At 61.2% G+C, this 24,028-nt stretch carries 18 protein-coding genes; 5 read left to right on the top strand and 13 right to left on the bottom strand.

Going from position 1 to position 24,028, the window contains the following annotated elements; translation table 11 throughout:
- Positions 1-68: 68 nt before the first annotated feature.
- The 7 genes from ACIQC5_RS03395 to ACIQC5_RS03365 form a co-directional block, all read right to left on the bottom strand.
- On the bottom strand, positions 69-800 hold the full coding sequence (locus ACIQC5_RS03395) for an ABC transporter ATP-binding protein (RefSeq protein ID WP_400278411.1): 732 nt from the start codon (positions 798-800) through the stop codon (positions 69-71).
- Entirely contained in the window at positions 801-1,658 is an 858-nt protein-coding gene (locus tag ACIQC5_RS03390; protein WP_400278409.1) for an ABC transporter permease, read from the bottom strand. It abuts the gene before it with no gap.
- A gap of 2 nt (positions 1,659-1,660) precedes the next feature.
- Entirely contained in the window at positions 1,661-3,673 is a 2,013-nt protein-coding gene (locus ACIQC5_RS03385) for a glycosyltransferase (protein WP_400278407.1), read from the bottom strand.
- A complete protein-coding gene (gene glf, locus ACIQC5_RS03380; protein ID WP_400278405.1) occupies positions 3,670-4,854 on the bottom strand; it encodes a UDP-galactopyranose mutase in 1,185 nt (394 codons plus the stop codon). Before glf ends, ACIQC5_RS03385 begins: the two co-directional genes overlap by 4 nt.
- A gap of 186 nt (positions 4,855-5,040) precedes the next feature.
- Positions 5,041-6,027 (bottom strand): Gfo/Idh/MocA family oxidoreductase, encoded by a 987-nt coding sequence (locus ACIQC5_RS03375; protein WP_400278403.1) that lies wholly within the window; start codon positions 6,025-6,027, stop codon positions 5,041-5,043.
- Complete coding sequence (locus ACIQC5_RS03370; RefSeq protein WP_400278401.1) at positions 6,027-7,118, bottom strand: DegT/DnrJ/EryC1/StrS family aminotransferase; 1,092 nt, start codon at positions 7,116-7,118, stop codon at positions 6,027-6,029. Before ACIQC5_RS03370 ends, ACIQC5_RS03375 begins: the two co-directional genes overlap by 1 nt.
- On the bottom strand, positions 7,115-7,732 hold the full coding sequence (locus ACIQC5_RS03365) for an acyltransferase (protein WP_400278400.1): 618 nt from the start codon (positions 7,730-7,732) through the stop codon (positions 7,115-7,117). Before ACIQC5_RS03365 ends, ACIQC5_RS03370 begins: the two co-directional genes overlap by 4 nt.
- A gap of 168 nt (positions 7,733-7,900) precedes the next feature.
- On the opposite strand from ACIQC5_RS03365, the gene ACIQC5_RS03360 reads away from it, so the two are divergent.
- Complete coding sequence (locus tag ACIQC5_RS03360; RefSeq protein ID WP_400278398.1) at positions 7,901-12,076, top strand: FtsK/SpoIIIE domain-containing protein; 4,176 nt, start codon at positions 7,901-7,903, stop codon at positions 12,074-12,076.
- Here the strand turns inward: ACIQC5_RS03360 and ACIQC5_RS03355 are convergent.
- Positions 12,073-12,450 carry a hypothetical protein gene (locus ACIQC5_RS03355; RefSeq protein WP_400278396.1) on the bottom strand — a complete coding sequence of 126 codons (378 nt, stop codon included), beginning with the start codon at positions 12,448-12,450 and terminating at the stop codon, positions 12,073-12,075. The genes ACIQC5_RS03360 and ACIQC5_RS03355 overlap by 4 nt on opposite strands.
- 373 nt (positions 12,451-12,823) lie before the next feature.
- Between ACIQC5_RS03355 and ACIQC5_RS03350 the strand changes: the two genes are divergently transcribed.
- A complete protein-coding gene (locus tag ACIQC5_RS03350) occupies positions 12,824-13,072 on the top strand; it encodes a WhiB family transcriptional regulator (RefSeq protein ID WP_003804966.1) in 249 nt (82 codons plus the stop codon).
- Between the two features lie 107 nt (positions 13,073-13,179).
- Here ACIQC5_RS03350 and ACIQC5_RS03345 read toward each other — a convergent pair whose 3' ends face one another.
- The 4 genes from ACIQC5_RS03345 to ACIQC5_RS03330 are packed head-to-tail and all read right to left on the bottom strand — an operon-like array spanning position 13,180 to position 21,547.
- Positions 13,180-14,649: a sensor histidine kinase gene (locus ACIQC5_RS03345; RefSeq protein WP_400278394.1), complete on the bottom strand. Its 1,470-nt coding sequence runs from the start codon at positions 14,647-14,649 to the stop codon at positions 13,180-13,182.
- Between the two features lie 32 nt (positions 14,650-14,681).
- On the bottom strand, positions 14,682-19,538 hold the full coding sequence (locus ACIQC5_RS03340; protein ID WP_400278393.1) for an NAD-glutamate dehydrogenase: 4,857 nt from the start codon (positions 19,536-19,538) through the stop codon (positions 14,682-14,684).
- A gap of 57 nt (positions 19,539-19,595) precedes the next feature.
- On the bottom strand, positions 19,596-20,906 hold the full coding sequence (locus ACIQC5_RS03335; RefSeq protein ID WP_400278391.1) for a CpaE family protein: 1,311 nt from the start codon (positions 20,904-20,906) through the stop codon (positions 19,596-19,598).
- Positions 20,903-21,547, bottom strand: coding sequence for an SAF domain-containing protein (locus ACIQC5_RS03330; protein ID WP_400278390.1), 645 nt, complete (start codon positions 21,545-21,547; stop codon positions 20,903-20,905). Before ACIQC5_RS03330 ends, ACIQC5_RS03335 begins: the two co-directional genes overlap by 4 nt.
- A 153-nt stretch (positions 21,548-21,700) precedes the next feature.
- Between ACIQC5_RS03330 and ACIQC5_RS03325 the strand changes: the two genes are divergently transcribed.
- Positions 21,701-21,916, top strand: coding sequence for a helix-turn-helix domain-containing protein (locus ACIQC5_RS03325; RefSeq protein ID WP_400278388.1), 216 nt, complete (start codon positions 21,701-21,703; stop codon positions 21,914-21,916).
- Between the two features lie 24 nt (positions 21,917-21,940).
- Here ACIQC5_RS03325 and ACIQC5_RS03320 read toward each other — a convergent pair whose 3' ends face one another.
- Positions 21,941-22,513 (bottom strand): hypothetical protein, encoded by a 573-nt coding sequence (locus tag ACIQC5_RS03320; protein WP_400278386.1) that lies wholly within the window; start codon positions 22,511-22,513, stop codon positions 21,941-21,943.
- 172 nt (positions 22,514-22,685) lie between these two features.
- Between ACIQC5_RS03320 and ACIQC5_RS03315 the strand changes: the two genes are divergently transcribed.
- Both ACIQC5_RS03315 and ACIQC5_RS03310 read left to right on the top strand, forming a co-directional pair.
- Complete coding sequence (locus ACIQC5_RS03315; RefSeq protein WP_400278384.1) at positions 22,686-23,411, top strand: LysM peptidoglycan-binding domain-containing protein; 726 nt, start codon at positions 22,686-22,688, stop codon at positions 23,409-23,411.
- A 149-nt stretch (positions 23,412-23,560) separates the two neighbouring features.
- Positions 23,561-23,986: an Rv3235 family protein gene (locus ACIQC5_RS03310; RefSeq protein WP_400278382.1), complete on the top strand. Its 426-nt coding sequence runs from the start codon at positions 23,561-23,563 to the stop codon at positions 23,984-23,986.
- Positions 23,987-24,028: the final 42 nt, after the last annotated feature.

Raw genomic sequence — 24,028 nt, 5'->3', positions numbered from 1 at the left:
TCGATCGCCTTTCATAGATGCTTCCACCAGCCATCCGTTGACAGACGACTCTTGCTTTGGGTTGTCGGTTAGTTTTGTTCCCTCAGCCAGGCGACAGCCTGGTCCGCGGGACCTTCGAACTGAACTGTGCCGGACGACAGCACCACGCCCCGGTCGCAGATCCGCGAAATCATGTCCAAGTCGTGGCTGACAACCACAAGGGTCCTGCCTTCATCGGAAAGCTGCTTAATCTTGGCCAGGCATTTCCTCTGGAAGGGCTCGTCGCCAACAGCGAGGATCTCGTCCACCAAGAAGATGTCGGGTTGGGTATGTACAGCGACCGCAAATGCCAATCGAAGAAACATGCCAGAAGAGTAGAACTTCACTTCGGTATCAATGAACTGTTCGATCTCGGAGAAGGCAACGATTTCATCGAATTTCTCGTTGATCTCATCTTCGGTCATCCCCAGGATGGCAGCGTTCAAAAAGACGTTCTCCCGGCCGGAGAGGTCCGGGTGGAATCCCGCACCTACTTCGATCAGGCCGGCGACCCGGCCCTTGGTGCGAACCGTGCCCTTGTCCGGAAGGATGACGCCAGAGATGAGCTTCAGCAGTGTGGACTTTCCCGAGCCGTTGAACCCCAGGAGCGCTACGGTTTCGCCTGGCTGAATCTCAAAACTGACATCATGAAGAGCATCGAACTTCTTGGTGAGTTCGCCCTTGCGCCCCTTAACGAGCCAAACCAGCGTCTCCTTCAAGGAGTGGGAGTGACGAAGATTGAAGGTCTTCTTCAGCCCTTTGACAATAACGGCGGCGCCCACTTAGACCTCCTGCGCAAAGTGGCCTTCAAGCCGGCGGAACACCAGCTGGCCAATGATAAGGAATACCCCAGCCATACCCAGGCCGGCCAGGCCTGTCAGCATCAGGTTCGGCGGCAGTTCAACGGGCGTGGTGACCGTCGGGTACCAAAATGCCCAATGGAAGAGTTCCACGGCCACGGTAACTGGATTCAGCTGATAGATCACCAGCACCCACTCGGGGGCCAGGCGCCGGATCATGGTCCAGTCGTACAGGACAGGAGATGTCCATGTGACGATCATCATCAACATGTCCACGATGTTCTCGGCGTCACGGAAAAACACGTTGATGGCGCCCGCCAACAGTCCCAGGCCAGTCGCCGTCACAGCAACAATCACAAAGCCCAAAACAGCTCCAAGCAGCTGCATGGCGTCGGGATGCCAACCACTCAGCAAGGCTGCGGCCAGAAGCACCACCAGTTGGGGCAGGAAATGCACTGCAGCAACCCAGACGGATGCCACCGGGAAAAGCTCACGTGGCAGGTAGATCTTCTTCACCAGGGCCGCATTCCAGACGATGGATCTCGTGGCATTGGAGAAAGCTTCGGTAAAGAAGTTAATCACGATCACGCCGGAAAACATGTATAAGGCGTAGTTGGGGATCTGGTCCCCAACGCGAAGCACGATGCCCAGCGCGAAGAACAAAACAACGTATTGCACAAGCGGCTTGACGTAGGACCAAGCAAGCCCGAGAACGGAACCTCGGTAGCGGACCCGAAGCTCCTTGCGAACGATCAGCTTGAGGAGGTACCGGCGCCGGAATACATCCAGCAGACCGGCACCTACCCCGGGAACAGCGTAAGTGTCAGTGGAATTCGCCATCGCTACTTTTGGGGCTCCGAAGCATCGAACGTTGCACGCCAGGATTCCATCGACGTGATCTCGGGAAGGGCGTCACGGTACTGCGCACGCAGCGTCTCCCAATTCGAGAACAACTGCGCGTGGAGCCGGGCTGATTCAACCAGCATCTTACGGGCGAGCTTCGGATCACGCTGGTACCAGGAGGCGCCCGTACCGTCGGCGTTTGAGACCACGGCACTGTCCAGGTGCGCCAAGCTCCACCATTTACCGTCCTGATGTGCCACCTGCGCTTCAGGATTTTCCTTGGCAGAGTCGCGGACCGGGGCCATGGTCTGCTTCAGTACGGTCTTGACGGCCCAAGGCAGAAGCCCGAGGGCACCCGGCTGCTTGTAAGTCTGCGGCTTCTTCGGAGGACGCTTGCGGAAGACTTCGGGGAACGCGCCGGGGTCCGTCTTGACCTGGGAGTCGACGAATTCTCCGCGCATGGCACGGAGCTTCGGCATGGTCGTCGGCAGCTGTTCGTGCAGCTTGTCCGGACCGGCGAGAACATCCCGCAGCGCCATAATGCGTGCCTGCTCAGGGTAGTACTGCATCGACACGAGGTGCTTGATGTCGGTGTTGACGCTTTCGCGGAAAATGCGACCGCCCTTGGGGAACGGCGAGTGGAGCAATGTTGCGATCAGGCGGTTGCGCTCGTGATAGTAGGCCTGCCAGTCGACGGAGTCATCCTTGTCGGCCCAGGAAACATGCCAAACGGCGGCACCAGGCAGGGTAACCGTGGGGAATCCGGCAGCGCGGCCACGCAAGGAGTATTCAGCGTCGTCCCATTTAATGAACACCGGAAGCGAAAGGCCAATGGTTTCAACCACGGTCTTCGGGATCAGGCACATCCACCAACCGTTGTAGTCTGCGTCCCAGCGGCGGTGAAGCGCCGGCGTCGAACGCAGGCCTTCAGCCGAGAAATCGTGGTTGCCGAGACCCTCAACAGGTCCCCAGAGGAAACGATAGAAGTTGACTACTTCGGAATAGGCATGCAGAACCGACTTGTTGTACATGTCGAACATGTGGCCACCGACGATCGTGGGCTTACGGCAGAGGTCGGCAAATGCCACCGCGCGAAGAACACCCTCGGTCTCGAGCTCAATGTCGTCGTCGAGCAACATGACGTAGTCGCTCTTGTCAGAGACAACCATCTCGTACATATTGCGCGCGAAGCCACCGGAGCCACCCAGGTTTCCCTGGTTGATGATGCGGAGCTGATCGCCCATCGACGCCGCTACCTGATCGAAGCCGTCCTCATCCGTGACCTTCTGGTTGCCCTGATCGACGATGATCAGCTCGGCCAGAATTTCCCTAAGACCGGAATCCGCGTCGATGGACTTGATCGTCTCGAGGCAGTAATCGGCGCGGTTGAAGGTTGTGACACCCAGGGTAACCCGGCCCTGGGCGCGGCCTTCGTCCGGAACGGCCCAGTGCGCGCCCTTGAGGGTCATGCCATCGCCGCCTGCGATCAGGTCGAACCAGTACCAGCCGCCGTCACCAAACGGTGCGAGCGTCAGTTCGAAGTCGTTGCTGGCCGAGCCTTCGACGAGGATCGAGTCGACACGCTGCGAGGCACCGCGAGCGTTGGAACGATAGACAATGACCGTCCCTTCGCCTTCGGTTTCAAGATGGAGAACCGTCTTGGTTGCAATCGTCCACTTGCGCCAGTAGCTCGCCGGGAAGGCGTTGAAGTAGGAGCCAAATGAGAGCCGTTCACCACGACGGACCTGGACCGAACCACGGTCAAGAATGTCCTCCGGGTGCAGCTTCCGTGCCATGCCAACGGCTTGAACAACAGCGGTGCCGCGGCTGTCTTCCTTGCGGATCTTGTTCGTGTCCGGGTCGACGTAGAGGGGAAGCGTGTCAAGATCGCGGTTGGCGGGGAAAACCACGCGCTGCACGATCCGGAGGTTCTGCTCGGTCGGTGCAGGGGCGTCTGCGACTGTTGGGACCGTCATTTCAGTCTCCTGGCTTTCGTTCGTTGTGGCGGTCATGCGTCCACTCCACCGCTTTCCAGCTTGGCGCCGCCTGTGAAGTGCGGCTTGATCTTGTTGTCGAACATGGACAGGGCCGAACCAATGGCCATGTGCATGTCCAAGTACTTGTACGTTCCGAGGCGGCCGCCGAACAGAACGGACTTTTCCCCGCGGGCAAGATCGCGGTACGCGAGCAGCTTCTGACGGTCGTCGGAGGTGTTCACCGGGTAGTAGGGCTCGTCGCCCTTCTCGGCGAAGCGGGAGAATTCCCGCATGATGACAGTGGCGTCCTTGGTGTAGTCCCGCTCGGGGTGGAAGTGGCGGAACTCGTGGATGCGCGTGTATGCAGCCTCTGCGTCGGGGTAATTCATCACAGCACAGCCCTGGAAGTCCTCAATGGGCAAGACTTCTTCTTCGAGGTCGATGGTGCGCCATGAGAGGTCGCCCTCGGCGTAGTCGAAGTAGCGGTCTACGGGTCCGGTGTAGATGACCGGAACTTGGCCAAGCACTGACGAGCGGCCGAATTCACCATCATCGAAGAAGTCAGTGTTCAGGATGACCTCGATGTTCGGGTGCTCCGCCATGCGTTCAATCCACGCCGTGTAGCCATCCACGGGAAGGCCTTCATAGGTGTCGTTGAAGTAGCGGTTGTCATAGTTGTAGCGCACCGGGAGCCGCGAGATGATCTCAGCAGGCAAATCCTTCGGGTCCGTCTGCCACTGCTTGCCGGTGTAGTGCTTGATGAACGCCTCATACAGCGGGCGGCCGATGAGTTGGATGCCCTTGTCGTTCAGGTTCTGCGGATCCGTTCCGGCGAGCTCGCCTGCCTGCTCTGCGATGAGGGCGCGAGCCTCGGTGGGGCTCATGGCTGAACGGAAGAATTGGTTAATGGTACCGAGGTTGATCGGCATGGGGTACACCTCACCCTTGTGGCTGGTGTACACCTTGTGCTGGTAGCTGGTGAACTGGGTAAACCGGTTCACGTATTCCCATACACGCTCGTTTGACGTGTGGAAGAGGTGTGCCCCATAGCGGTGCACCTCGATTCCCGTCTGCGCTTCGTTCTCGCTGTAGGCGTTTCCTCCAATATGGTGGCGGCGATCAAGAACCGCGACCTTCAGCCCCAACTCGGTAGCGGCGCGTTCTGCAATGGTCAGGCCAAAGAAACCCGAGCCGACGACGACGAGATCAGCGTTCACAAACTCTCCTGTGTATTGGCGTGCGGGCACAGAAGTGCCCACGTCTACTGGTCAAGGCTACCCGACATGACCCGCGTTCCCCGTATCCGGGGCACGGGCCAGGGGCGGACAGCCGGTGTCCGGAAAGGTGAATGGGAGGCTGGCACGCGGCCAGCCTCCCATTCAGGCCTTGCTTGAATTGAGGGTCTAAAGGGTGATGACGGAGCCGGATTTGGCCGATGCCAGCACTGCCTCGGCAACACGCAAAGTCTCCAGGCCCTCGGCCATGGTGACAATATTCATGGACTTGCCCAACACTGCGTCCCGGAAGGCCTCGTGCTCCATCTTCAGCGGCTCACGCTTGGCCAGCGCGAAGCGAGTCGACGAGCCCTCCGACACTCCGCGGAACGCCGCAACTGAATCCCAGTCCGTCTGGAAAGTGCCGTTTTCGACGAACGTCAGGTCAGCCGAGATCGTGTCAGCGATGAAAGCGCCACGTTCGCCGAGGACCACGGTGGTGCGCTCCTTCATGGGTGACAACCAGTTGACGATGTGGTTGGTGACCACGCCGCTGCGGAGGTGACCAATAGCCGTCACCATGTCCTCGTGCTCGCGTCCGCTGCGGGAAGTCGTGTGGGCAACCACGTTGACGAAGTTGCTCTGGGCAAGCCACGCGGTGAGGTCGATGTCGTGCGTGGCAAGGTCCTTGACAACACCGACGTCGGCGATGCGTGCAGGGAACGGCCCCTGGCGTCGCGTGCTGATCTGGTAGACCTCACCAAGGTCGCCATTTTCCAAGCGGTCGCGAAGGCTTTGCAGTGACGGGTTGAAGCGTTCAATGTGCCCGACGGCGCCAATGAGCCCCTTGGAATTGAACGCTTCGGCAATGCGGGCGCCGGACTCGGAGTCATTGGCAATCGGCTTCTCGACGAGGCAGTGCACGCCCGCCTCGGCGAGCCGAAGGGCAACATCCTCGTGCAGGATGGTCGGCACGGCCGCAACGGCCATGTCGATCCCCTGCTCGATGAGCTGCTCAACGGTGCTGTACACGGTCAGGCCATCGGCGACATTGTGCGGATCGCCGAAGGAGTCGGCAACGGCAACAAGGTCGACACCTTCAAGCTCGCGGATGACGCGTGCGTGATGACGGCCCATCATGCCCAGGCCAATGAGCCCTGCGCGAAGGTTTGCCACTAGCTGCCTGCCTTTGCCACTGCGTTGACTGCGCTGACGATGCGTTCCAGATCATCCTGGCTCAGCGACGGGTGAACCGGCAGCGACAGCACGCTGGCGGCGGCCTCCTCCGTGACAGGGAGCTCGTCTGCGGTCTTGAACGGTGCCAAACGGTGGTTCGGAATGGGGTAGTACACGCCACAGCCAACGTTGTATTCCTCGCGCAGGGCCTTGGCGAAACCGTCCCGGTCCTCGGCGATGCGGATGGTGTACTGGTGGTACACGTGCTCGTAGCCCTCGGCTACCTGCGGAGTGATGACACCTTCAATGTTGGCATCGAAGAACGCAGCGTTTTCCTGACGCGTCTTGGTCCAGCCAAGAACCTTGGTCAGCTGAACTCGGCCAATGGCTGCGTGGATATTGGTCATGCGGGCGTTAAAGCCAACCAGTTCGTTTTCGTACTGGCGCTCCATGCCCTGGTTGCGAAGGAGGCGGAGGCGACGTTCGACGTCGGCCAGGCCAGTGCTGACCATTCCGCCTTCGCCGGAGGTCATGTTCTTGGTCGGGTAGAGGCTGAACATGGCGAAGTCACCGAACGTTCCAACCTTGCGTCCGTTGACCGCTGCACCGTGGGCCTGGGCTGCGTCTTCGAAGACCTTGATCCCGTGCTTCGTGGCGAGCGCGCCGATGGCGTCGACGTCAAAGGGGTGGCCGTACAGGTGCACGGGCATGACGGCCGCCGTCTTGTCAGTGATTTTGGCCTCGACAGATGCCGGATCCAGCGTGTAGTGGTCAAGCGTCACGTCCGCGAACACAGGCGTGGCGCCTGTCAGGGCAACCGAGTTCGCCGTAGCGGCGAAGGTAAAGGAGGGAACAATGACTTCGTCGCCTGGACCAATGCCCGCGGCAAGCAGGCCAAGGTGCAGGCCGGAGGTACCGGAGTTGACCGCAACGGCAGCTCTGCCGTCGAGGAGCACCTCGGAGAATTCCTGCTCGAAGCTGGCAACTTCGGAGCCCTGGGCGAGTTGGCCGGAGGCCAGCACGGCCTCTACAGCCTTGCGCTCGTCGTCGCCGATGATGGGCTTGGCTGGGGGAATGAATTCTGGGCTCATGCCTCTACCTCTCGAAGTGTCTCGTTCTGTTCAACATATTTGGCGCCGGTTTCCGGGCACACCCAGTAGTCACCGCTGCGCTGCAGGGGAAAGCCTGCTTTACCGACCCACCCGTGGCGCTTGGCCGGAACCCCTACCATCAGGGCGAAATCAGGAACATCCTTGGCCACAACGGCGCCGGCAGCAACTGTGGCCCAGCGGCCGATCGTCACTGGAGCAACGCATACGGCGCGGGCGCCAATCGATGCGCCTTCACGAATCGTCACGCCTACGGGCTCCCAGTCATGCGCGCTCTTGAGGCTGCCGTCCGGGCTCACCGCCCGGGGATACGTGTCGTTGGTCAGCACAACTGCGGGTCCAATGAAGACACCCGCTTCCAACTCAGCCGGCTCGTAGACGAGTGCATAGTTTTGGACTTTGCAGTTGTCTCCCATCTTGACGCCGGTGCCGATGTAAGCGCCGCGTCCCACAATGCAATTGACACCCAGCTCGGCCTTTTCACGAACTTGGGCCAAATGCCAGATCTTGGATCCATCACCAACTACCGCCTCGTCTGAAACATCGGCGCTGTCTGCAACCACTATCACCGGTGAAGGTCCTTCCTCATTGAGCACACGCGACAACGTGTTTCATCTTAGCCGAGACATGATGCCCTCGTGTCAAGCACCGCTGCAGCGGTGGTGGGCCCAAAGTTGTCCACATACGGCCACCCGGGGGCAGCTATTTCGGTTCCGGTTCCGTAGCGTCAGTGGTGTTTGTTGGCCGCGAGAAAGGACCGGAGATTGAGATTGGAGTGCACTCTCGTACGTGGACCGGCTGCTTTCTCGAGCGCCGGACCGGAAGAACTCACCATCACCGTCGCTCGGGGGACGTCAGGGGATCAACTCCAAGAGCTTCTGTTGGAATCACGCAGCACGGGTCCGATAACCATTGGCGGCCGGGACCTTTCTACCCTTACCGCAGGTGACCCGCCACTGGTTAACGGCGCAGTACTGGTGGACGGGGCAGGACCACTCAATGCCAAAGCAACTGAGGCAGGTCCGGCTGGCCCCATGCCGCTCATGCTGCTGACGCTCTCGGGTCCGGGCGCGGGGGCAGTGTTTCCTTTGCAGCGTGGCCGCTATCGACTCGGCCGCGGCGTGTGCGAGATATCGGTTCCGGACCCCCGGATGTCCAGGGAGCACGCCTTGTTGGAGGTCTCCGGGACTTCCATCACTATTCTTGACGCCGGCAGTGCGAACGCAACACTTGTGGACGAGCAACCCGTGATTGGCCGAAAGGCCCTATCGACCTCGTCGGTGGTCCGCTGCGGCAATTCAACGTTCATGCTCGTAGGCGCTTCCTCCAATGCCAGCGTCCCTGTTGATGCCGGCCGATCAGTTGAGGAACCGCTGGAAGTTCCCCGAAAGGCATCGGCAACGCACCGCGCCACGACGGCTCTGGCAGCCGTATTGCCGTTGGTGGTGGGCGTTGGACTCGCCGTGGCCACAGGGATGTGGATGTTCCTGGCATTCACCGCAGTTTCAGCCGTGAGCCTCCTGGTACCACTGCTGACAGGCAGAAGGGGGCGCAAGGAGCTGAAGGCCGCCGTCTCGCGGGCAGCCGAGGCGGACGGCCAAAGACGACGCCGGCACGCGCCTTCCGCCGCTGAACTCCTCGTGTCGGTGGTGGGACCCAAGCATGGCCTGACGGCGGAGTCCGCTATTCCAGCTCCGCCACGTGAAATTGCGCCGGCCCACTCAGAGCTGACGCCCGATCCGCAAGGGCAAGGTGGCATCTGGCTCCGGATCGGTTCCATGGCGTCGTTGGCCAACATCCGGCTCGTGCCGGAAGATCCGGAGTTCCAGCCACCGCTCATAGGGACGGTGCCGTTATCCCTCGATCCCCGACGATCTTCGGTAACGCTGCGCGGCAACGACGAACACGTAGATGGACTTCTGCGATTCATCCTGATGCAACTGGCCGCTTACCCCTCCGCAGCGGCCTGTAAGGTCATCCTCTTGGGCCCCGTGGAGAGACTGCCACTGAGTGCCAGGTTCCTGACGGGCATGACCCTCGCGGCGGACGCTTCCGCTGCATTTTCAGCGCTGCAGCGGTTGAGCGGACGGACCCATGGCTTGCTGATGGTCATAGACCCCGCCGCAAGCAACTGCACTCCCCTGGTTCAGGCAGCTCGAAACGCTTCATGGCAAGTGATCAGCTTCAGGGAACCGACGGACGACGACGGCGTGGTCGTCACCATCGAGCCATCCGGCTCGACGGCAGTATTGGACACCGGCCACCAACGCCACCAATTCACCCCGGACCTTGTCTCCGCGGAAGTCTTCGACCGGTTCTGCCGGAGCCTGGCGGCCACTTCGCCGGCCTTGGAGACATCCCGCATGCAAGAGATCCCTCCTCGGTGCTCACTCAGGGAACTGCTACCCAGCGGTGCGCGCGGGATAATCCGCAGATGGAGCAACCCCCAACTCCAGCATGGGCTGATTGCCCTTCTTGGGGCCGCAAAGGGAGGTCCACTGACCTTTGATTTGCGGTTGGACGGCCCGCACCTGTTGGTGGCGGGCACCACGGGGTCGGGAAAGTCCGAGCTGCTGCGAACACTGGTGACATCGTTGGCACTCAGCCATTCGCCGGACACCATCACTTTCATGTTCATCGACTTCAAGGGCGGATCCGGCTTGCAGCCCCTTGCCGGCCTGCCGCATTGCGTCGGATTCCTTACGGATCTCGGGAGCCACCAACTTGACCGCGCACTGGTTTCGCTACGCGGCGAGGTCCGGAGGCGGGAGGAAATCTTTGCTGCTTCCGGGTCTGCGGATCTCGCCTCCTACCGGCGTTCGTCAACACCCTCAGACGAGGTGATTCCGCACCTTGCACTGGTCATCGACGAGTTCAGAATGCTTGTGGACGAGGCGCCAGCGGCGCTCCGGGAACTCATGCGCCTTGCTGCCATCGGCCGTTCCCTGGGCATTCATCTCATCATGGCCACGCAACGGCCGCAGGGAGCCCTGACAGCTGATATCCGGGCCAACGTCACCTCCAGTATTGCCCTCCGTGTCCAGACAGAGATGGAGTCCATGGACATCATCAACTCGAAGGCCGCTGCTGCCATTGCGGTGGATACACCTGGCCGCGCATACCTCGCGAGGGCATCCAACCGTCCAGAAGAGTTTCAGACCGCTTCGCTCACGAGCCCTCACCCGGACTCTCCGGCGGAAGCCCGGCAGCGGACAGGCCCCTTGGCCCTCGTGACCACCGTTGAAGGCCTGACCCGCGCGCCCACCACCCGCGACACCAGCGTTGACGTCCGCGCCATGACAGACGCCGCGGAATGGGTGGCCACCGCAACGAAGGAAGCCTGCAACTCACTGGGGCTGTTGTTGCCTCGGCGTCCGGTTGCCGCCCCCTTGCCCGCCTCCATCGGCTGGGACATGGTCCTCCCTGACCAGGCTATGCCCCGAGTCCACGACGCTTCGCGCCAGACAAATCCTGGCAGCCCAGGCCCGCAGAACTTGAAGGCTCTGGGGCTGCTGGATGAACCTGATCAGCAACGAGTGACACCGCTCGTGTGGTCACCGTCAGATCATGGGCACTTAGCGCTGGTGGGGAACAGCCGGAGCGGGTCGGCTGCGAGCTTCAAGGCCGCCGCCACGATACTCGCCACACAGGAGTCTGCACCGTATCTCTATGTCCTTGATGCGGACGGGACCATGGGCAACGTCCCAGTGCGAGACCACGTCGGCGCCGTTGCCGGCCTGAATCAACCGCGTTTGGCCCTGCGGGTCTTGGAACTGCTGACCGAAGAAATGGCCCGTCGTCGGACCGTTCAGGGCACCGGACGTCAGCGCACAGAAGTGGCCCTGATTGTGTCTGGTTGGTGTTCCTGGATCGCCGCCTTCCGTTCAGGACCCTTCGGCAGGGCAGAGGACCTGATGCACGACATCATCAGGGACGGCAGTTCCGTTGGCTTAGCCGTCCTCGTCTCGGGCGAACGGGAACTCGTGGGGGCCAGGTTCTTTAGCTCCATACCTAACCGCGCTTTCTTCCCGGCGGGATCGAGCGAGGAGGCAATGTTTCATTGGCCGCGCCTCCCGGCCATCGAGGCTTTGCCGGGCCGCGCCGTCGCCACGGGCGCGTTCGCTGGCGGGCAGTCCGCTGTTGCCCAGTTTCGTTCCGGTCCGGCCGGCATGACCTGGCCCTCCGCGGGCCCCCGTAGTTCAGGGGAGCCGCCGTTTCGGCTCCGGCCGCTCCCGGACGTCCTTGGCGCCGACGACTTCCAGGCGATCAAGGATTCGCACGGAAGCCAACCGGCGGGACAACCAGGCCAGCCGGAGGCCGCCTGTTCGTCCGACGCACGGGTCGCTGCCCTTCCACACCAACCCACCACCGGCGATCCCGCTCCTTTGTGGATCGGAGTCGGGGGTGACGACGCGTCGCCGGTAGCACTTCCGCTTCGCCCGCACGGTGTCACGCTCATTCTTGGTGGACACGGTGCAGGAAAGAGCTCCCTTCTCGGCACCCTGGAATCACTCAACCCTCACGCCCGATGGGTTCACCCACAGCGGGCGTCCGAGCGCAGCGGTTTTTGGACCCGGGTGGCCGAGGAGGCTTCCGTAGGGGCGCTGCGCCCCGACAGTATTTTGCTCGTTGACGACGCTGAGTCCCTCGACGCAGACGCGAGGGCAGCCCTGGCAGATTTGGCAGGCAAAGTCCTTGGCATCGTCATGACCGCGAACGCCAGCTCCGCACCCGTGCAGAGGCTCCCGTTGGCCCAGGAGATCTTGGCGGCAGGAACAGGAATCTTTCTTGCGCCCAAGACCGCATTTGAAGCCGACATGTTCGGGGTGCGACTTGAGGTGGACCCCCGTGCGCCCGTTGGGCGAGGTTTTCTTGTCCACAACGGAAAAGTACAGCCGTTCCAAGCCGCCTACACAGCTGGGGCGACCCGGTCGGGCTAAAGAGCCGCCGGGGCTCCCCCGACCCGGGACGCATAGGAGATGACTCTCTTCTCAAACAAGAACACGATGGCTGCCAGTGCAGGAGCAATCATGGCGATGCCGGGCAGCACCAGTCCCCCGGTCAATGTTGGGAACCCGATCGTCAGCACGAAAAGTTGGGCAACAAGTGCCGCCGCCCTGGTCCACCGGAAGCCGCGGAACAGAAAATGACCAACTGCAAACAGCCAGGCCGAAAAGGCCAGGAGGAGCCCCAAAGTGAAGATGGCTCCCCAGAAGGTCAGTACGGGTGCTCCCGTCAGGAGTTGGAGCGCATACCAAGCGGCTGCGCCAAGGAGGGCGAGCGCTTCCAAGACCACAACGATCGAGATAACCAATATTCCGGGTGGCCTCTTGCTGGCAGACTGCCCATCATTGGAGCCTGGGAATCGGCCGGGAACAGAGGTTCCGGAGTTGCCACTCCCCTCAGGTCCGGGGGTGGGCTGGGAAGGGTTAACTGGAGGTCTTGACACACTGGCACACTACCGGACATAGTCATCTAGCAGTGAGGGCGGCGGCGGCTGATGTGATGCATCGCTCACGGATTCCGGGCATTTCGAGGACTAATACCCCTTGTTTACAAGGCGTTAACATGAAACGCTTGACTCAGACGACCAAGGGGGCCCATGCGGGCCCCTTTCCTTTGAAGCCTCTCGTGAAGATTTTCACAAAAGGCTGAACTAGTTCTCACGAATGGAGTGACTGATCAGCATGGATTGGCGTAATCGCGCAGCCTGCCTCGACAAGGACCCGGAGCTCTTCTTCCCAGTAGGCAACACGGGACCAGCACTTCTGCAGATTGAGGAAGCGAAAAGCGTTTGTCGCCGCTGTCCTGTTGTCGACACGTGCCTGCAGTGGGCATTGGAGTCCGGACAGGACGCAGGCGTCTGGGGCGGCATGAGTGAAGACGAGCGCCGTGCGCTCAAGCGTCGCGCTGCACGCGCCCGTCGCGCTTCCTAGCTTGCAGTAATTCGCAGCGTCGCTGCACGAAACACAAAAGCGGAAGGCCGCGGACCATTGGTCCGCGGCCTTCCGCTTTGGTTCATTGGGTGGTGAGCTGAAGCCGGCTAAGCCCTCGCCAGATTGAGGACAATCTCCACAGCGGTTCCGCCGCCGTCCCGGGGGCTCCACTGGATGGAACCTCCCAGCTCGCTGGTTACCAAAGTCCGCACGATCTGCAATCCCAGGCCTTCGACGTACTGACCATCCGGCAGCCCAACCCCGTCGTCAGCGATCGTCACGGTCAGGAATTCATCGTTGCCATCTCCGGCGGCGCGGTCGGCGAGCAGCCATACAGTCCCGGTTCTCCCCTCCAGCCCGTGCTCCACTGCGTTGGTGACGAGTTCGTTGATCACCAATGCCAGAGGCGTAGCGAAGTCACTGGGAAGTTCGCCGAACAAGCCCGAACGCTCCGTGCGCACCTGCTGGGACGGGGAGGCAACTTCGGCGGACAAACGGAATTGGCGTCCGATCAGCTCATCAAAATCGACACTCTGCGTGAGTCCCTGTGACAGAGTTTCGTGGACCAGGGCGATCGTGGCCACTCGACGCATGGCCTGCTCCAAACCTTGCTTGGCTTCATCACTGACCATCCGCCTGGACTGCATGCGCAAGAGGGCGGCCACGGTCTGCAGGTTGTTCTTGACCCTGTGATGGATCTCCCGGATGGTCGCGTCCTTGGTGACGAGCTCCATTTCACGACGTCGGAGTTCAGAGACGTCGCGGCACAAGACAAGAGCACCAAAACGATGCTGCTCATCACGCAAGGGAATGGCCCGCAGCGAAAGGCTCACACCGCGGGACTCGATCTCGCTGCGCCACGGCATCCGACCGGTAACAACCAACGGAAGTGTTTCGTCCACCATCCGGCGGTCCTTAAGGAGTCCGGCAGTCACTTCCGCCAGTGAACGCCCCTCAAGGGACTCGACCTCGCCAAGGCGCCGGAACGCAGATACTCCGTTGGGGCTCGCGTACTGGACCACACCGTCAGCGTCCAGCCTGATGAGGCCATCTCCGACGCGCGGTGCGCCGCGGCGGGATCCTGTCGGCGAAGCGAAATCCGGCCACAGGCCCAGTGTGCCCATGCGGAGAAGGTCATAGGCGCATTGGCGATATGTGAGCTCCAGCCTGGAGGGCATGCGGGAACTGGAGAGGTCCATGTGGGACGTGACCACAGCAAGTGTCCGTCCGTTCCGCACCATGGGTACGGCTTCGACGCGCAGAGCCATCTCGCTGCTCCAGCTGGTCTCACTGGACCTCTCAACGGAGCGGCTGTTCCACGCCTTTTCGACCAGAGGCCGGAGGTCGGAGCGAATGCCCTCACCCACGAAGTCCGCGTGGAACACCGTATGCGATGTCGACGGACGAACGTGGGCGAGGGCAATGTAGCCAAGCTCCGGATGCGGGAACCACAACGCGAGGTCCGCAAACGCCAGGTCGGCGACCATTTGCCAGTCGCCGACCAGGAGGTGCAGCCATTCGGCATCTCCAGGCCCGAAATCAGCGTGTTCCCTGATGGGGTCTGTAAAGATTGCCACTGCACCTCCATTTGCGACGCGGGGTGTCTCCCCTAGCGTCGGACGATTGACCTCAAGAGCCTTAATGCTACCGACAGTGAAGCCATGTCGTCGGCTTCAAGTGCGTTGACCTCATCGAACATGGTCTTTGCCCGGCCGAGTTGCTCGGCATTCTGGCCTTCCCAATCCTTCAGGCGATCTTCCGCGGAGGTACCGGAGGACGTCGAATCAAGCACCGACGTCGTCATATCTGCCACAGTCGAATAGAGGTCGTCCCGCAGTGCGGCGCGGGCCAATGCCTGCCACCGATCGTCGCGCGGCAACGCGCTGATCCGCTCGAGCAGCGAATCGACATGGAAGCGGTTGAAGACGGTGTAGTAGACGTTCGCCACATCTTCCACACTCGTGTTCCCAGTCTGCGCTATCCGCGCGATGTCCAGGAGTGCGTAACTTTCGAAGAGCTCAGCCCACCGGCGTGCGAGGTCATCCGGGAGCTCCCAGACACGTGCCTTCTCCAGCCAGCCGGCAATACGGACCTTGTCATCACCACGAAGGTACTCCAGAACCCGTCCCCGCATGGGTGCCATCATCGGCTTGAAGGACTTCACGACCTCGGCAATCGGCTGTGAGGCAATGCCCTGTCCCAGCAGCCAACGGACCGCACGATCGAGCAAGCGGCGGATGTCCAAGTGGACTTCGCTCCAGTGCTCGGTGGGGAACGCTGCCGGCAGGGCATTCAACTCTGCAACCATGGAATCGAGTTCGTAGATTTCCCGCAGAGCCACAAACGCTTTGGCCACCGAGACTTCATTTGCTGAGGTCTCTTCCATCGCCCGGAAAGCGAACGTAATGCCGCCCAGGTTGATGATGTCATTGGCCACGACCGTCGCGATGATCTCGCGGCGTAGTGGATGGGTATCCAGCTCAGCGTCGAACCGTTCACGCAACTGTTTCGGGAAGTACGCACGGATGGTGTCCCTGAACCACGGGTCGTCAGCCAGGTTGCTGTCACGCAGGGCGGAACCCAACTCGATCTTTGCGTAGGCGGCCAAGACCGACAGTTCCGGCGAGGTCAGGCCCTGTCCATGTTCCAAACGTTCGCGCAGCGTTTCCGTCGTCGGCAATGCCTCGAGTTCGCGCTTGAGATCGGCAGACTTCTCGAGCCAGTCCATGAGGCGTTCGTAGCTGGGGCTCCAGTCTGCAACGCGAGTGCGGTCATTGAGCAGCAGGATGTTCTGGTCAATGTTGTCTTCAAGGACCAGCCGGCCGACTTCCTCAGTCATGTCGGACAGGAACGATGCCCGCTCGGCGGCGTCCAGCTTGCCTGCAGCCACCATGCGGTCAACGAAGATCTTGATATTGACTTCATGGTCGGAGCAGTCAACGCCGGCGGAGTTGTCAATGGCATCGGTGTTGAGGATGACGCCTTGCAATGCGGCCTCAATACGTCCCCGCTGCGTCAGCCCAAGGTTGCCACCTTCACCGACAACTTTGACCCGAAGATCCCTTCCGTCCACACGAATGGCATCGTTGGCCTTGTCTCCGACAGCAGCGTGTGTCTCGGTGCTTGCCTTGATGTAAGTGCCGATACCGCCGTTGTACAGCAAGTCCGCCGGGGCCAACAGGATCGCCCGCAGCAGTTCCGGAGGGCTCAACTGCGTTGTGCCGTCCGGAAGACCAAGAGCCGCCCGAACCTGCTCGGAGACCGGGATGACCTTTGCTTGCCGAGGGTAGATTCCACCACCGGCGCTGATCAGCGACCTCTCGTAGTCGTCCCAGGAGGAGCGCGGAAGCTCAAAGAGCCGTTGCCGTTCGGCAAACGAAGAGGCAGCGTCCGGAGTGGGATCAAGGAAGATGTGCCTGTGGTCGAACGCCGCGACGAGCCGGATGTGGCGGGACAGCAGCATACCGTTGCCGAAGACGTCGCCGGACATGTCGCCCACGCCCACCACAGTGAACTCCTCGGTTTGGGTATCCAGATCGAGTTCGCTGAAGTGCCGCTTCACGGACTCCCAAGCGCCGCGGGCAGTGATGCCCATGGCCTTGTGGTCGTAGCCCACGGACCCACCGGACGCGAAGGCATCGCCGAGCCAGAAGCCATATTCAGCGGCCAGCCCATTGGCGGTGTCGGAGAACGTCGCCGTACCCTTGTCTGCCGCAACCACCAGGTACGAGTCGTCGCCGTCGTGGCGAACAACGTCCGACGGCGGCACCAGCCTTTCGCCGTCGGCCGTAGTGACGAGGTTGTCGGTGACGTCCAGCAAACCGCGAATGAAGGTCTTGTAGCTTTCGATCCCTTCGGCCATCCATGCAGCGCGATCCACAGCCGGGTTGGGCAATTGCTTTGCAAAGAAACCACCCTTGGCGCCGGTGGGAACGATCACTGCGTTCTTGACAGTTTGCGCCTTAACCAAGCCAAGGATCTCGGTGCGGAAGTCTTCTCTGCGATCGGACCAACGCAGGCCACCGCGGGCTACCTTGCCGAAGCGAAGATGGACACCTTCGACCCGCGGCGAGTACACCCAGATCTCGAACATCGGACGGGGGAACGGGAGTCCGTCGATCGATGTGGGGTCGAGCTTGAAACTGATGTAACTCTTGTTCTGGAAGAAATTGGTGCGCAGAGTGGCTTCGATGAGGTTGACGAACGTGCGAAGAATCCGGTCCGCATCCAGAGTGGCCACCTGATCGATGGCCTCGGCGAGTGCCGCCGTCGCAGCATCCTGCCTTTCGGCGCGTAGATCGTCGGCAACGGCGGGATCAAACCGGGCCGAGAACAGCGCGGTGAGCCCACGGGTCACGTCAGCGTTGGCCAACAGAGTGTCGGCAATGAATCCGAAAGAGTTCGTGTTGCCCATCTGGCGCATGTACTTGGCGTAGGCACGAAGAACAACAACCTGCCTCCAGTGCATCCCTTCGCGCAGCACCAGACGGTCAAAGCTGTCGGACTCGACCATGCCGGTGACGGCCGCGCCGAACGAATCCGCCAGCAGCTCGCCTGTGGCGACCGGATCAATGCCTGACGGGTACTTGAGCCCCAGGTCGTAAAGGAAGAAGTCACGGTGGTCCGCCGTCTCAATCTCGAACGGTCGCTCGTCCAGGACTTCCAGGCCCAGGTTGTGGAAGTACGGGAGGATCTGGCTCAGACTCTTGGGCTCCATGAGGTAGAGCTTGACCCGTGCATCCTCTTCCAACGCCTCGCCGGCACCCTCAGGAAGGTAGACGTGGACGCCCGGCCGAAGCTCCTTGGCTGCTGCCCCCGCACGCTCAACGCCTGCTCCGTATTGTTCGAAGCGTTCGATGTCTTCCAGCGCGTCTTCAACCTCGTAGTCGACGCGGTAACCCGCCGGGAAAGCTTCGGCCCACAAGGCGGACAAGGAGTCAGCGCTCTCCGCGGGACGGTTTTCCCGAAGCACTTCGGCAACACCCTCGCTCCAGGACCGTGACGCCCGCATCAACCGGTGCTCAAGCTCTTCCACATTGACTTCCGTCAATTCGGCTGTACGTGGCAGCCTGATCCTGAAGAAGACGCGGGCAAGTGCCGACTCCGTAATCCGCGCTTCGTAGTCGATGCTCTCGGCGTGGAACGTTTCGCGGAGTTCCTGCTCGATCCTCAGACGGACGCTGGTGGTGTAACGATCGCGGGGCAGGTACACGACGGCGGACATGAACCGGCCGTAGATATCGGGCCGGAGGAACAGCTTGGTCCTGCGACGCTCCTGCAGGCGCTGAATTCCTGTGGCGGTCGCTGCGAGATCGGGAATTTCAATCTGGAAAAGTTCGTCGCGGGGGTAGGTCTCGAGGATGCCCAGCAGGTCCTTGCCCGAGTGGGAATCGGTGGGGAAGCCGGCGTTCCGCAACACGGCGTCAACTTTGTCACGGACGATCGGGATGCTGCGGACCGACCCGGTGTAGGCGCTCGTGGCGAAAAGTCCAATAAAGCGCCGTTCCCCGTTGACGTTGCCGAGTGCGTCAAAGCTCTTGACCCCGATGTAGTCGAGATAAGCCGGACGATGCACAGTGGAGCGTGAGTTCGCCTTGGTGATGACCAGTGCCCGCTTTTCCCGGGCACGCTTCCGCCCGGCATCGGTCAGATGCTGGACTTGGCGAGTGGTGTCCCCCGCCCGTAGCAGGCCGAGGCCGCTGTCTTCCCGAAGTTCCAGGACGTCTTCGCCCTCTTCATTGACCAGGTCGTATTCCCGGTAACCAAGGAATGTGAAATTGCCATTGTCCAACCAGCGCAGGAGATCCTGGGCCTGGCGCAGCTCTGCAATCTGCTCGGGGTGTGTCACAGTCCCGAGGTTCTCGGCAAGCTCCAGCGCCTTGCTGCGCATCTTCGGCCAATCCTCCACGGCCACTCGGACGTCGCCAAGGACCCGTTGAAGACCTGCGATGAGTTGCTCCCTGGCCTCGTCGGTGACGCGGTCAACTTCGACGGCGATCCAAGACTCCATGTGCGAGGCGTTGTCGCCGTCGCCAAGCAGGTGAGCGACGCTGGGCAGTGCAGCTGTGTCGCCACTGGAGATGCCAATATTGGACGGCACGCGTGAAATGCTGGTGAGCTCCCCGGACACACGGTCACGGGTGATTACGAAAAGCGGGTGCATGACGAGCCGGATGGCGCAGTTCTGGCGCACCAACTCGGCATTGACGGAGTCCACCAGGAACGGCATGTCGTCAGTGACGATGTAGACGACGCTCCGGTCAGCTTCGTTGGCGACGTCCACCAAGGCATTCCCGGGTTTCCGGGTGTGGGCAATGTCCCGATGCTTGCTGGCCCGCGAAATCAGGGTCTCAGGCGAATACCCGCGCGAGTCCTCCTCTGCGAGGTGTTCATAGTAGTCTCCGAAAAAGCCTTCCCGGACAACTGCTGCATCGGACCGATCCTCCACGCTGGATCCTGACGACATCGACAAACGCCTCCATCACATGTTGATTGCTGCGACTCTGCAGCCCACATGCCGAGCCTAGCGCTTAAGGCGACCCAAAGCTCTGGTAGATCGGACAAACGATTTGCGATTTTGCTGGACAGGCGCACAGACGAGTTTCGCGATGGCCATGCGCAAGGCCGATTCCGGCGCCGTTTCCAGCAAAACTGAGCCCGAGAGAAGGGCCGCATCACAGGCGACCGAGTCCTCCGGGAGGTAAGCGTCAACGCCGGTCCCGGGGCCATGTCGGGACCAGGCTTCGGACAGCTGCGATTGCGGTGAACGGCCCACGGAGGAACGGCGGACCTTGTTCAGTACTACCTTCGGCGAGGCATGGGGAATAGCCGCTTCAAGCTCAGCGAGCCCCCGCAACAGCCGGGGAACACCAATCGCGTCCGCCGCGCCCACGGCAAACACGACGTCAGCCAGTTCCAAGCTGCGGAGCGTGGACGCATTGCGCCGGGGTGCCATGGTGTCGAAGCTCAACTCTTCATCGGTCTCAAGGCAGAATCCGGCATCCACCACAATCATCTCTGCAATATGCCTGCACTGCTCCAGCACATGGGTCAGCGCCGCGGCCCGGAGTTCGGTCCAGCGGTCCGCGCGAGTTGTACCGGTGAGCACGCGAAAATGCCCTGCTTTGGTGTAGACAGGAGTGGCGATTCTGGTCAAAGCACTGGAATCGAGCAGCCCCTGGTCCGCCAACCGGCAAGCCTGCGCGAGTCCGGCTGACTCGTCCAATAACCCGAGAGCTGTTGCCACGCTCGCACCGTAGCTGTCTGCATCGACCAAGATGACCGATTTGCCTTCCGCAGCCAGCTCCGCGGCCATATTGACTGCGACGAGCGTCCTTCCCGGCGCACCTGTCGGGCCCCACACCGCAATGATGCTGCCCGCACCCGAGGGACTGCGGTCGAGGGCCTCGCCTGACTGCACGATCCGCAATTCCGCGGAAGTATCCGCGAAACCGGAATCACGAACCGCCCCACGGAGAACCCGTTTTCCCTCCGCTCCGACTGCTTCGGAAATCTTGGCGGCGAGATCAGCAGCGTCAATGTCCAGAGCCGCCGACACCACACCAATCGACCGCAATCGGGCGGACTCTGCGGCGTCATCGGTCAAGGCGACAATGGAAACGCCGACGGCGTCAAGCCTGTCCACAAGGGTTGTTGTCAGGTCCTCGCACCCTTCCGCGACGACGGCTGCCCTCGCGAGACCGCTCTGACAAGCAGCAAGCAGTTCAGCAAGCTCAGAACATCGACGGACCACAGTCACCGGGCCATGCAGTCGCTCGAGACCACCAACGAGGTGCTCCTGAGACTGGCCGACTGTTACTACAGGGATACTCATGGGGACGCTCCTGCCGGATTCCAGACCACGGAGATCTGCGCCTTGTTGGCCTGTGCGCCCAACAACTTAGGCATCTGCTGGTCCGTAACCAGCACCATTACCACGGTTGTCTTGGAGGCACCCAAAGTGGTGGATCCTTCTGCAACTTGGGCAATCTCGGCACCAGGAAGTAATAGTTGTGGTTCATCGAAGGCGGTGCGCGAACCCGGCATGGCAACCCAGACATCGACTGTCGAGCCAGGGACAGCTTGCTCCGGAAGATTAGTCTCAAGAGGGATGGCAACAGGTTTGCGGTCCAAGGCATCCGGCGCGCCAAGGCTCGCTTTGGGCACCAATTGGTTCTTGGCAATCCGCTGCAGCGCCACCTTTCCCTCCGTAAGGCCGCCTTCCACCGTCACGTAGCTGGACTCAATGTCGTCCAGCCGGACGTTGACTATGGCGAGATCGCCCTTCGTGACCGTCTGACCGACAGCAATAGCATCACGTGCGGCAAATACTTGGATGGTTCGGTCAGCTGTTCCAAGGAGCACTACGACTCCGGCCACCGAAGCCAGTACAAGGAGAATTCCCACCACGAGCCGCGGATCTTTCCATGACGGTTTCTTCAGTCTCGCTACGGTCCCGGCAGTACTTGTACCCACGGATTCTGCTCCCCCGTCAGATGGACGACGCGATCGATCGACCGGCTCCCTCATTCTTGCGGCAAACCTGGGCCGGCCAAAGCCGAAGGAAGCAAATCAAGGCAAACTGTGGATAACTACTCCGCGCACCGGGAGGAATGGCAAAATGGAGTCATGCCCCGATTCCTCACCTTGGCCGATGTCGCCGAACAACTGCAGATCAACTCTCCTCAGGCATACGCCTTGGTGCGCAGCGGTGAGCTGAAGGCGATTCAGGTGGGCGGCCGCGGGCAGTGGCGGATCGAGGAAAAGATGCTCGAGCAGTACATCGAGGACCGCTACGCAGAGGCGAGCCGGATGATCGAGGAAGCCAAGTCGAAGTCCCCCTAAGCGTTGCCGCCCAGGATTACCAGGTCATAGTTCGCGGCGCCCTGAAGACCTCATGGCCGCCAACGCGGTGAACGGGACCGTCACTACCGATGCCACATTCCCGGATCGCCTCACTTCGCCATTGGTCAAGACGGCTAGATCGAAGTGGTCCGCCCCTACCCTGTCGATGACTCCGCTGAGCTGTTGCTCGCCTCCGAAACCCACTAGCAGATGCGCCGTCACCTCAGCCCTGTCGCGGGCAAGCCCCCGCAGCGCACTCGCGAGTCCCGGCGTTGGCCGTCCCGGCGATGCGACCTTCTGCGCCAACCGTCCCAACCCTTGATAGGAAACGATGGAGGCGTGTGGCACTAACCACTGCCGCATGCCCTCGTTGAGCACCAGCCACTCGCCGCCAACATGGCTCACACCTCCCCGAAGGTGTGAGCCGGACACAAGAAGCAGCGCAACGTCCGTCCCCACGGCGCCCCTGAGCCTGTCCGCCAGCTCAATGCCGGCCATCTCAACCCTGGCGCGTTCGGTCACCTCAGACTCACCCGCCAAGGCATTTTCTGAAAAAAACTGCGATTCAATGTCGTCAAAGAGAGAGTCCCACCTCATATTGTCAGAGTAGGTGCGTTTAGGAACCGAGGTCAATCCGCGCCCATGCGGCTGGACAAATGGCAACAAACGTGACCAAAATTGTCTAAACATGCCAAATGACATCAAACTGCATATAAAATTGGGGTATCGAATGAGTGGGATCGTCAGACCAGTCCGCAGCGACGCAGTAATGGCTGGAACAATATTTTCGCTCGGGCTTGTCCTTGCAACCCTTGGGCAAATTCTCCTCGCACGGCAGCAGGCGTCGGCAGCCCACAGCCAGGCACTTGCATTCGATGATCTTCTGGGGATGATCGCCAGCTCCGCAGGCATCGCCATCATGGGATGGTGGATGTTCTCCTTGGCCTTCGCATTCCTGGCAGCTCTGCTCCACAGGTCCGGCAAACTCCGTGAAGCCGATGCCGCTTCCAAGCTCAGCCCGGCCTTTATGTTGCGAATCGCAGTCGCAGTTCTCGGTATGAACCTCCTTGGCCTCGGCGCTGCCAACGCTGCCGGAACTCTGCCCGAGCCAGCATGGCAACAGACCTCCGCCGTCACCGCCGCATCGTCCACTTCTCTTCCATGGGCACCGGAAAGTGACACATCAGGAAACCTGGATGTTGAGCCTCGATGGCGGCCCCGCGAACCAGTCGTCGATCCAGGCTTGCTTGGCCGTGCGGCGACGCGCGAGGTCACGCCCGGTCCGGCGCGTCAAGAAGTAGTGGTCAAAGACGGAGACTCACTCTGGTCAATTGCGGCCGAAAGGTTGGGTCCATTTGCCACTGATGTTGAAGTCGCGGTGAACTGGCCCACATGGTACGCAGCCAATCGGGCCACCATCGGAAACGATCCGGCAGTGCTTCGCGTCGGGCAGGTCTTGCAACCCCCGGTTCCAGGCCCGGTCTACGCCAAGTAGGCATTCTCCGCCGCTGAAAGTTGCCCCGCTCAGGGGACAACTTCCAAGGATTCTCTGCGGCAATATCCAACGTCATCCCAGTTGTAGCCATCGTGAGCCACGGCGCCGCCCCCGCCAGAGCCACAAATGTGAACTCCTGAGGATTGACCATGAGCATTGCCCTACCCACCAACCGCCCCGTCGGACACCACCGGAGTAAACGCTCGGCTGTTGTCCATGGTTCTACCGGCTCGGACGTCGATGTACGGCTCGTGGCGCGGAGCATTGCCCAAGCTGCAGTCGAAGTCCTGGCAGGAACACGGCCACTGCAGCAGCTTTCCAGGTCCCTCGACCCGGAGTGCCTTATCTCATTGCAACACCGGGCAGCGCTTACGCGCGAACACAATGCACGTCAAAAAGGCAGACGGCACGTCCACCAAAGCCCCATGGTCCGCTCGGTCCGCGCCTGCGAAATTTCGGACACTATCTACGAGGCCTCGATCGTGGTGACCGAAGAACTCCGATCCCGGGCAATCGCCATGCGACTTGAGCACTGCGATCAGACATGGCGTGTCACGGCCCTGGAGATCGGCTAGGAAAGCCTAGAGGCCCCGGGCACTAGGTGCCTGGAGCCTCTG

It is taken from the genome of Paenarthrobacter sp. NPDC092416 (assembly GCF_044755025.1).
Taxonomy (GTDB): Bacteria; Actinomycetota; Actinomycetes; order Actinomycetales; family Micrococcaceae; genus Arthrobacter.
This window is presented reverse-complemented; position numbering and strand designations above follow the sequence as displayed.

Coding starts and splice junctions, on each gene's coding strand:
- ACIQC5_RS03385 (WP_400278407.1), bottom strand. CDS start 3,673: ATGACCGCCACAACGAACGAAAGCCAGGAGACTGAAATGACGGTCCCA.
- ACIQC5_RS03325 (WP_400278388.1), top strand. CDS start 21,701: ATGCCCCGATTCCTCACCTTGGCCGATGTCGCCGAACAACTGCAGATC.
- ACIQC5_RS03310 (WP_400278382.1), top strand. CDS start 23,561: ATGAGCATTGCCCTACCCACCAACCGCCCCGTCGGACACCACCGGAGT.
- ACIQC5_RS03335 (WP_400278391.1), bottom strand. CDS start 20,906: ATGAGTATCCCTGTAGTAACAGTCGGCCAGTCTCAGGAGCACCTCGTT.
- ACIQC5_RS03370 (WP_400278401.1), bottom strand. CDS start 7,118: ATGAGCCCAGAATTCATTCCCCCAGCCAAGCCCATCATCGGCGACGAC.
- ACIQC5_RS03340 (WP_400278393.1), bottom strand. CDS start 19,538: ATGTCGTCAGGATCCAGCGTGGAGGATCGGTCCGATGCAGCAGTTGTC.
- ACIQC5_RS03350 (WP_003804966.1), top strand. CDS start 12,824: ATGGATTGGCGTAATCGCGCAGCCTGCCTCGACAAGGACCCGGAGCTC.
- ACIQC5_RS03315 (WP_400278384.1), top strand. CDS start 22,686: ATGGCTGGAACAATATTTTCGCTCGGGCTTGTCCTTGCAACCCTTGGG.
- ACIQC5_RS03390 (WP_400278409.1), bottom strand. CDS start 1,658: ATGGCGAATTCCACTGACACTTACGCTGTTCCCGGGGTAGGTGCCGGT.
- ACIQC5_RS03320 (WP_400278386.1), bottom strand. CDS start 22,513: ATGAGGTGGGACTCTCTCTTTGACGACATTGAATCGCAGTTTTTTTCA.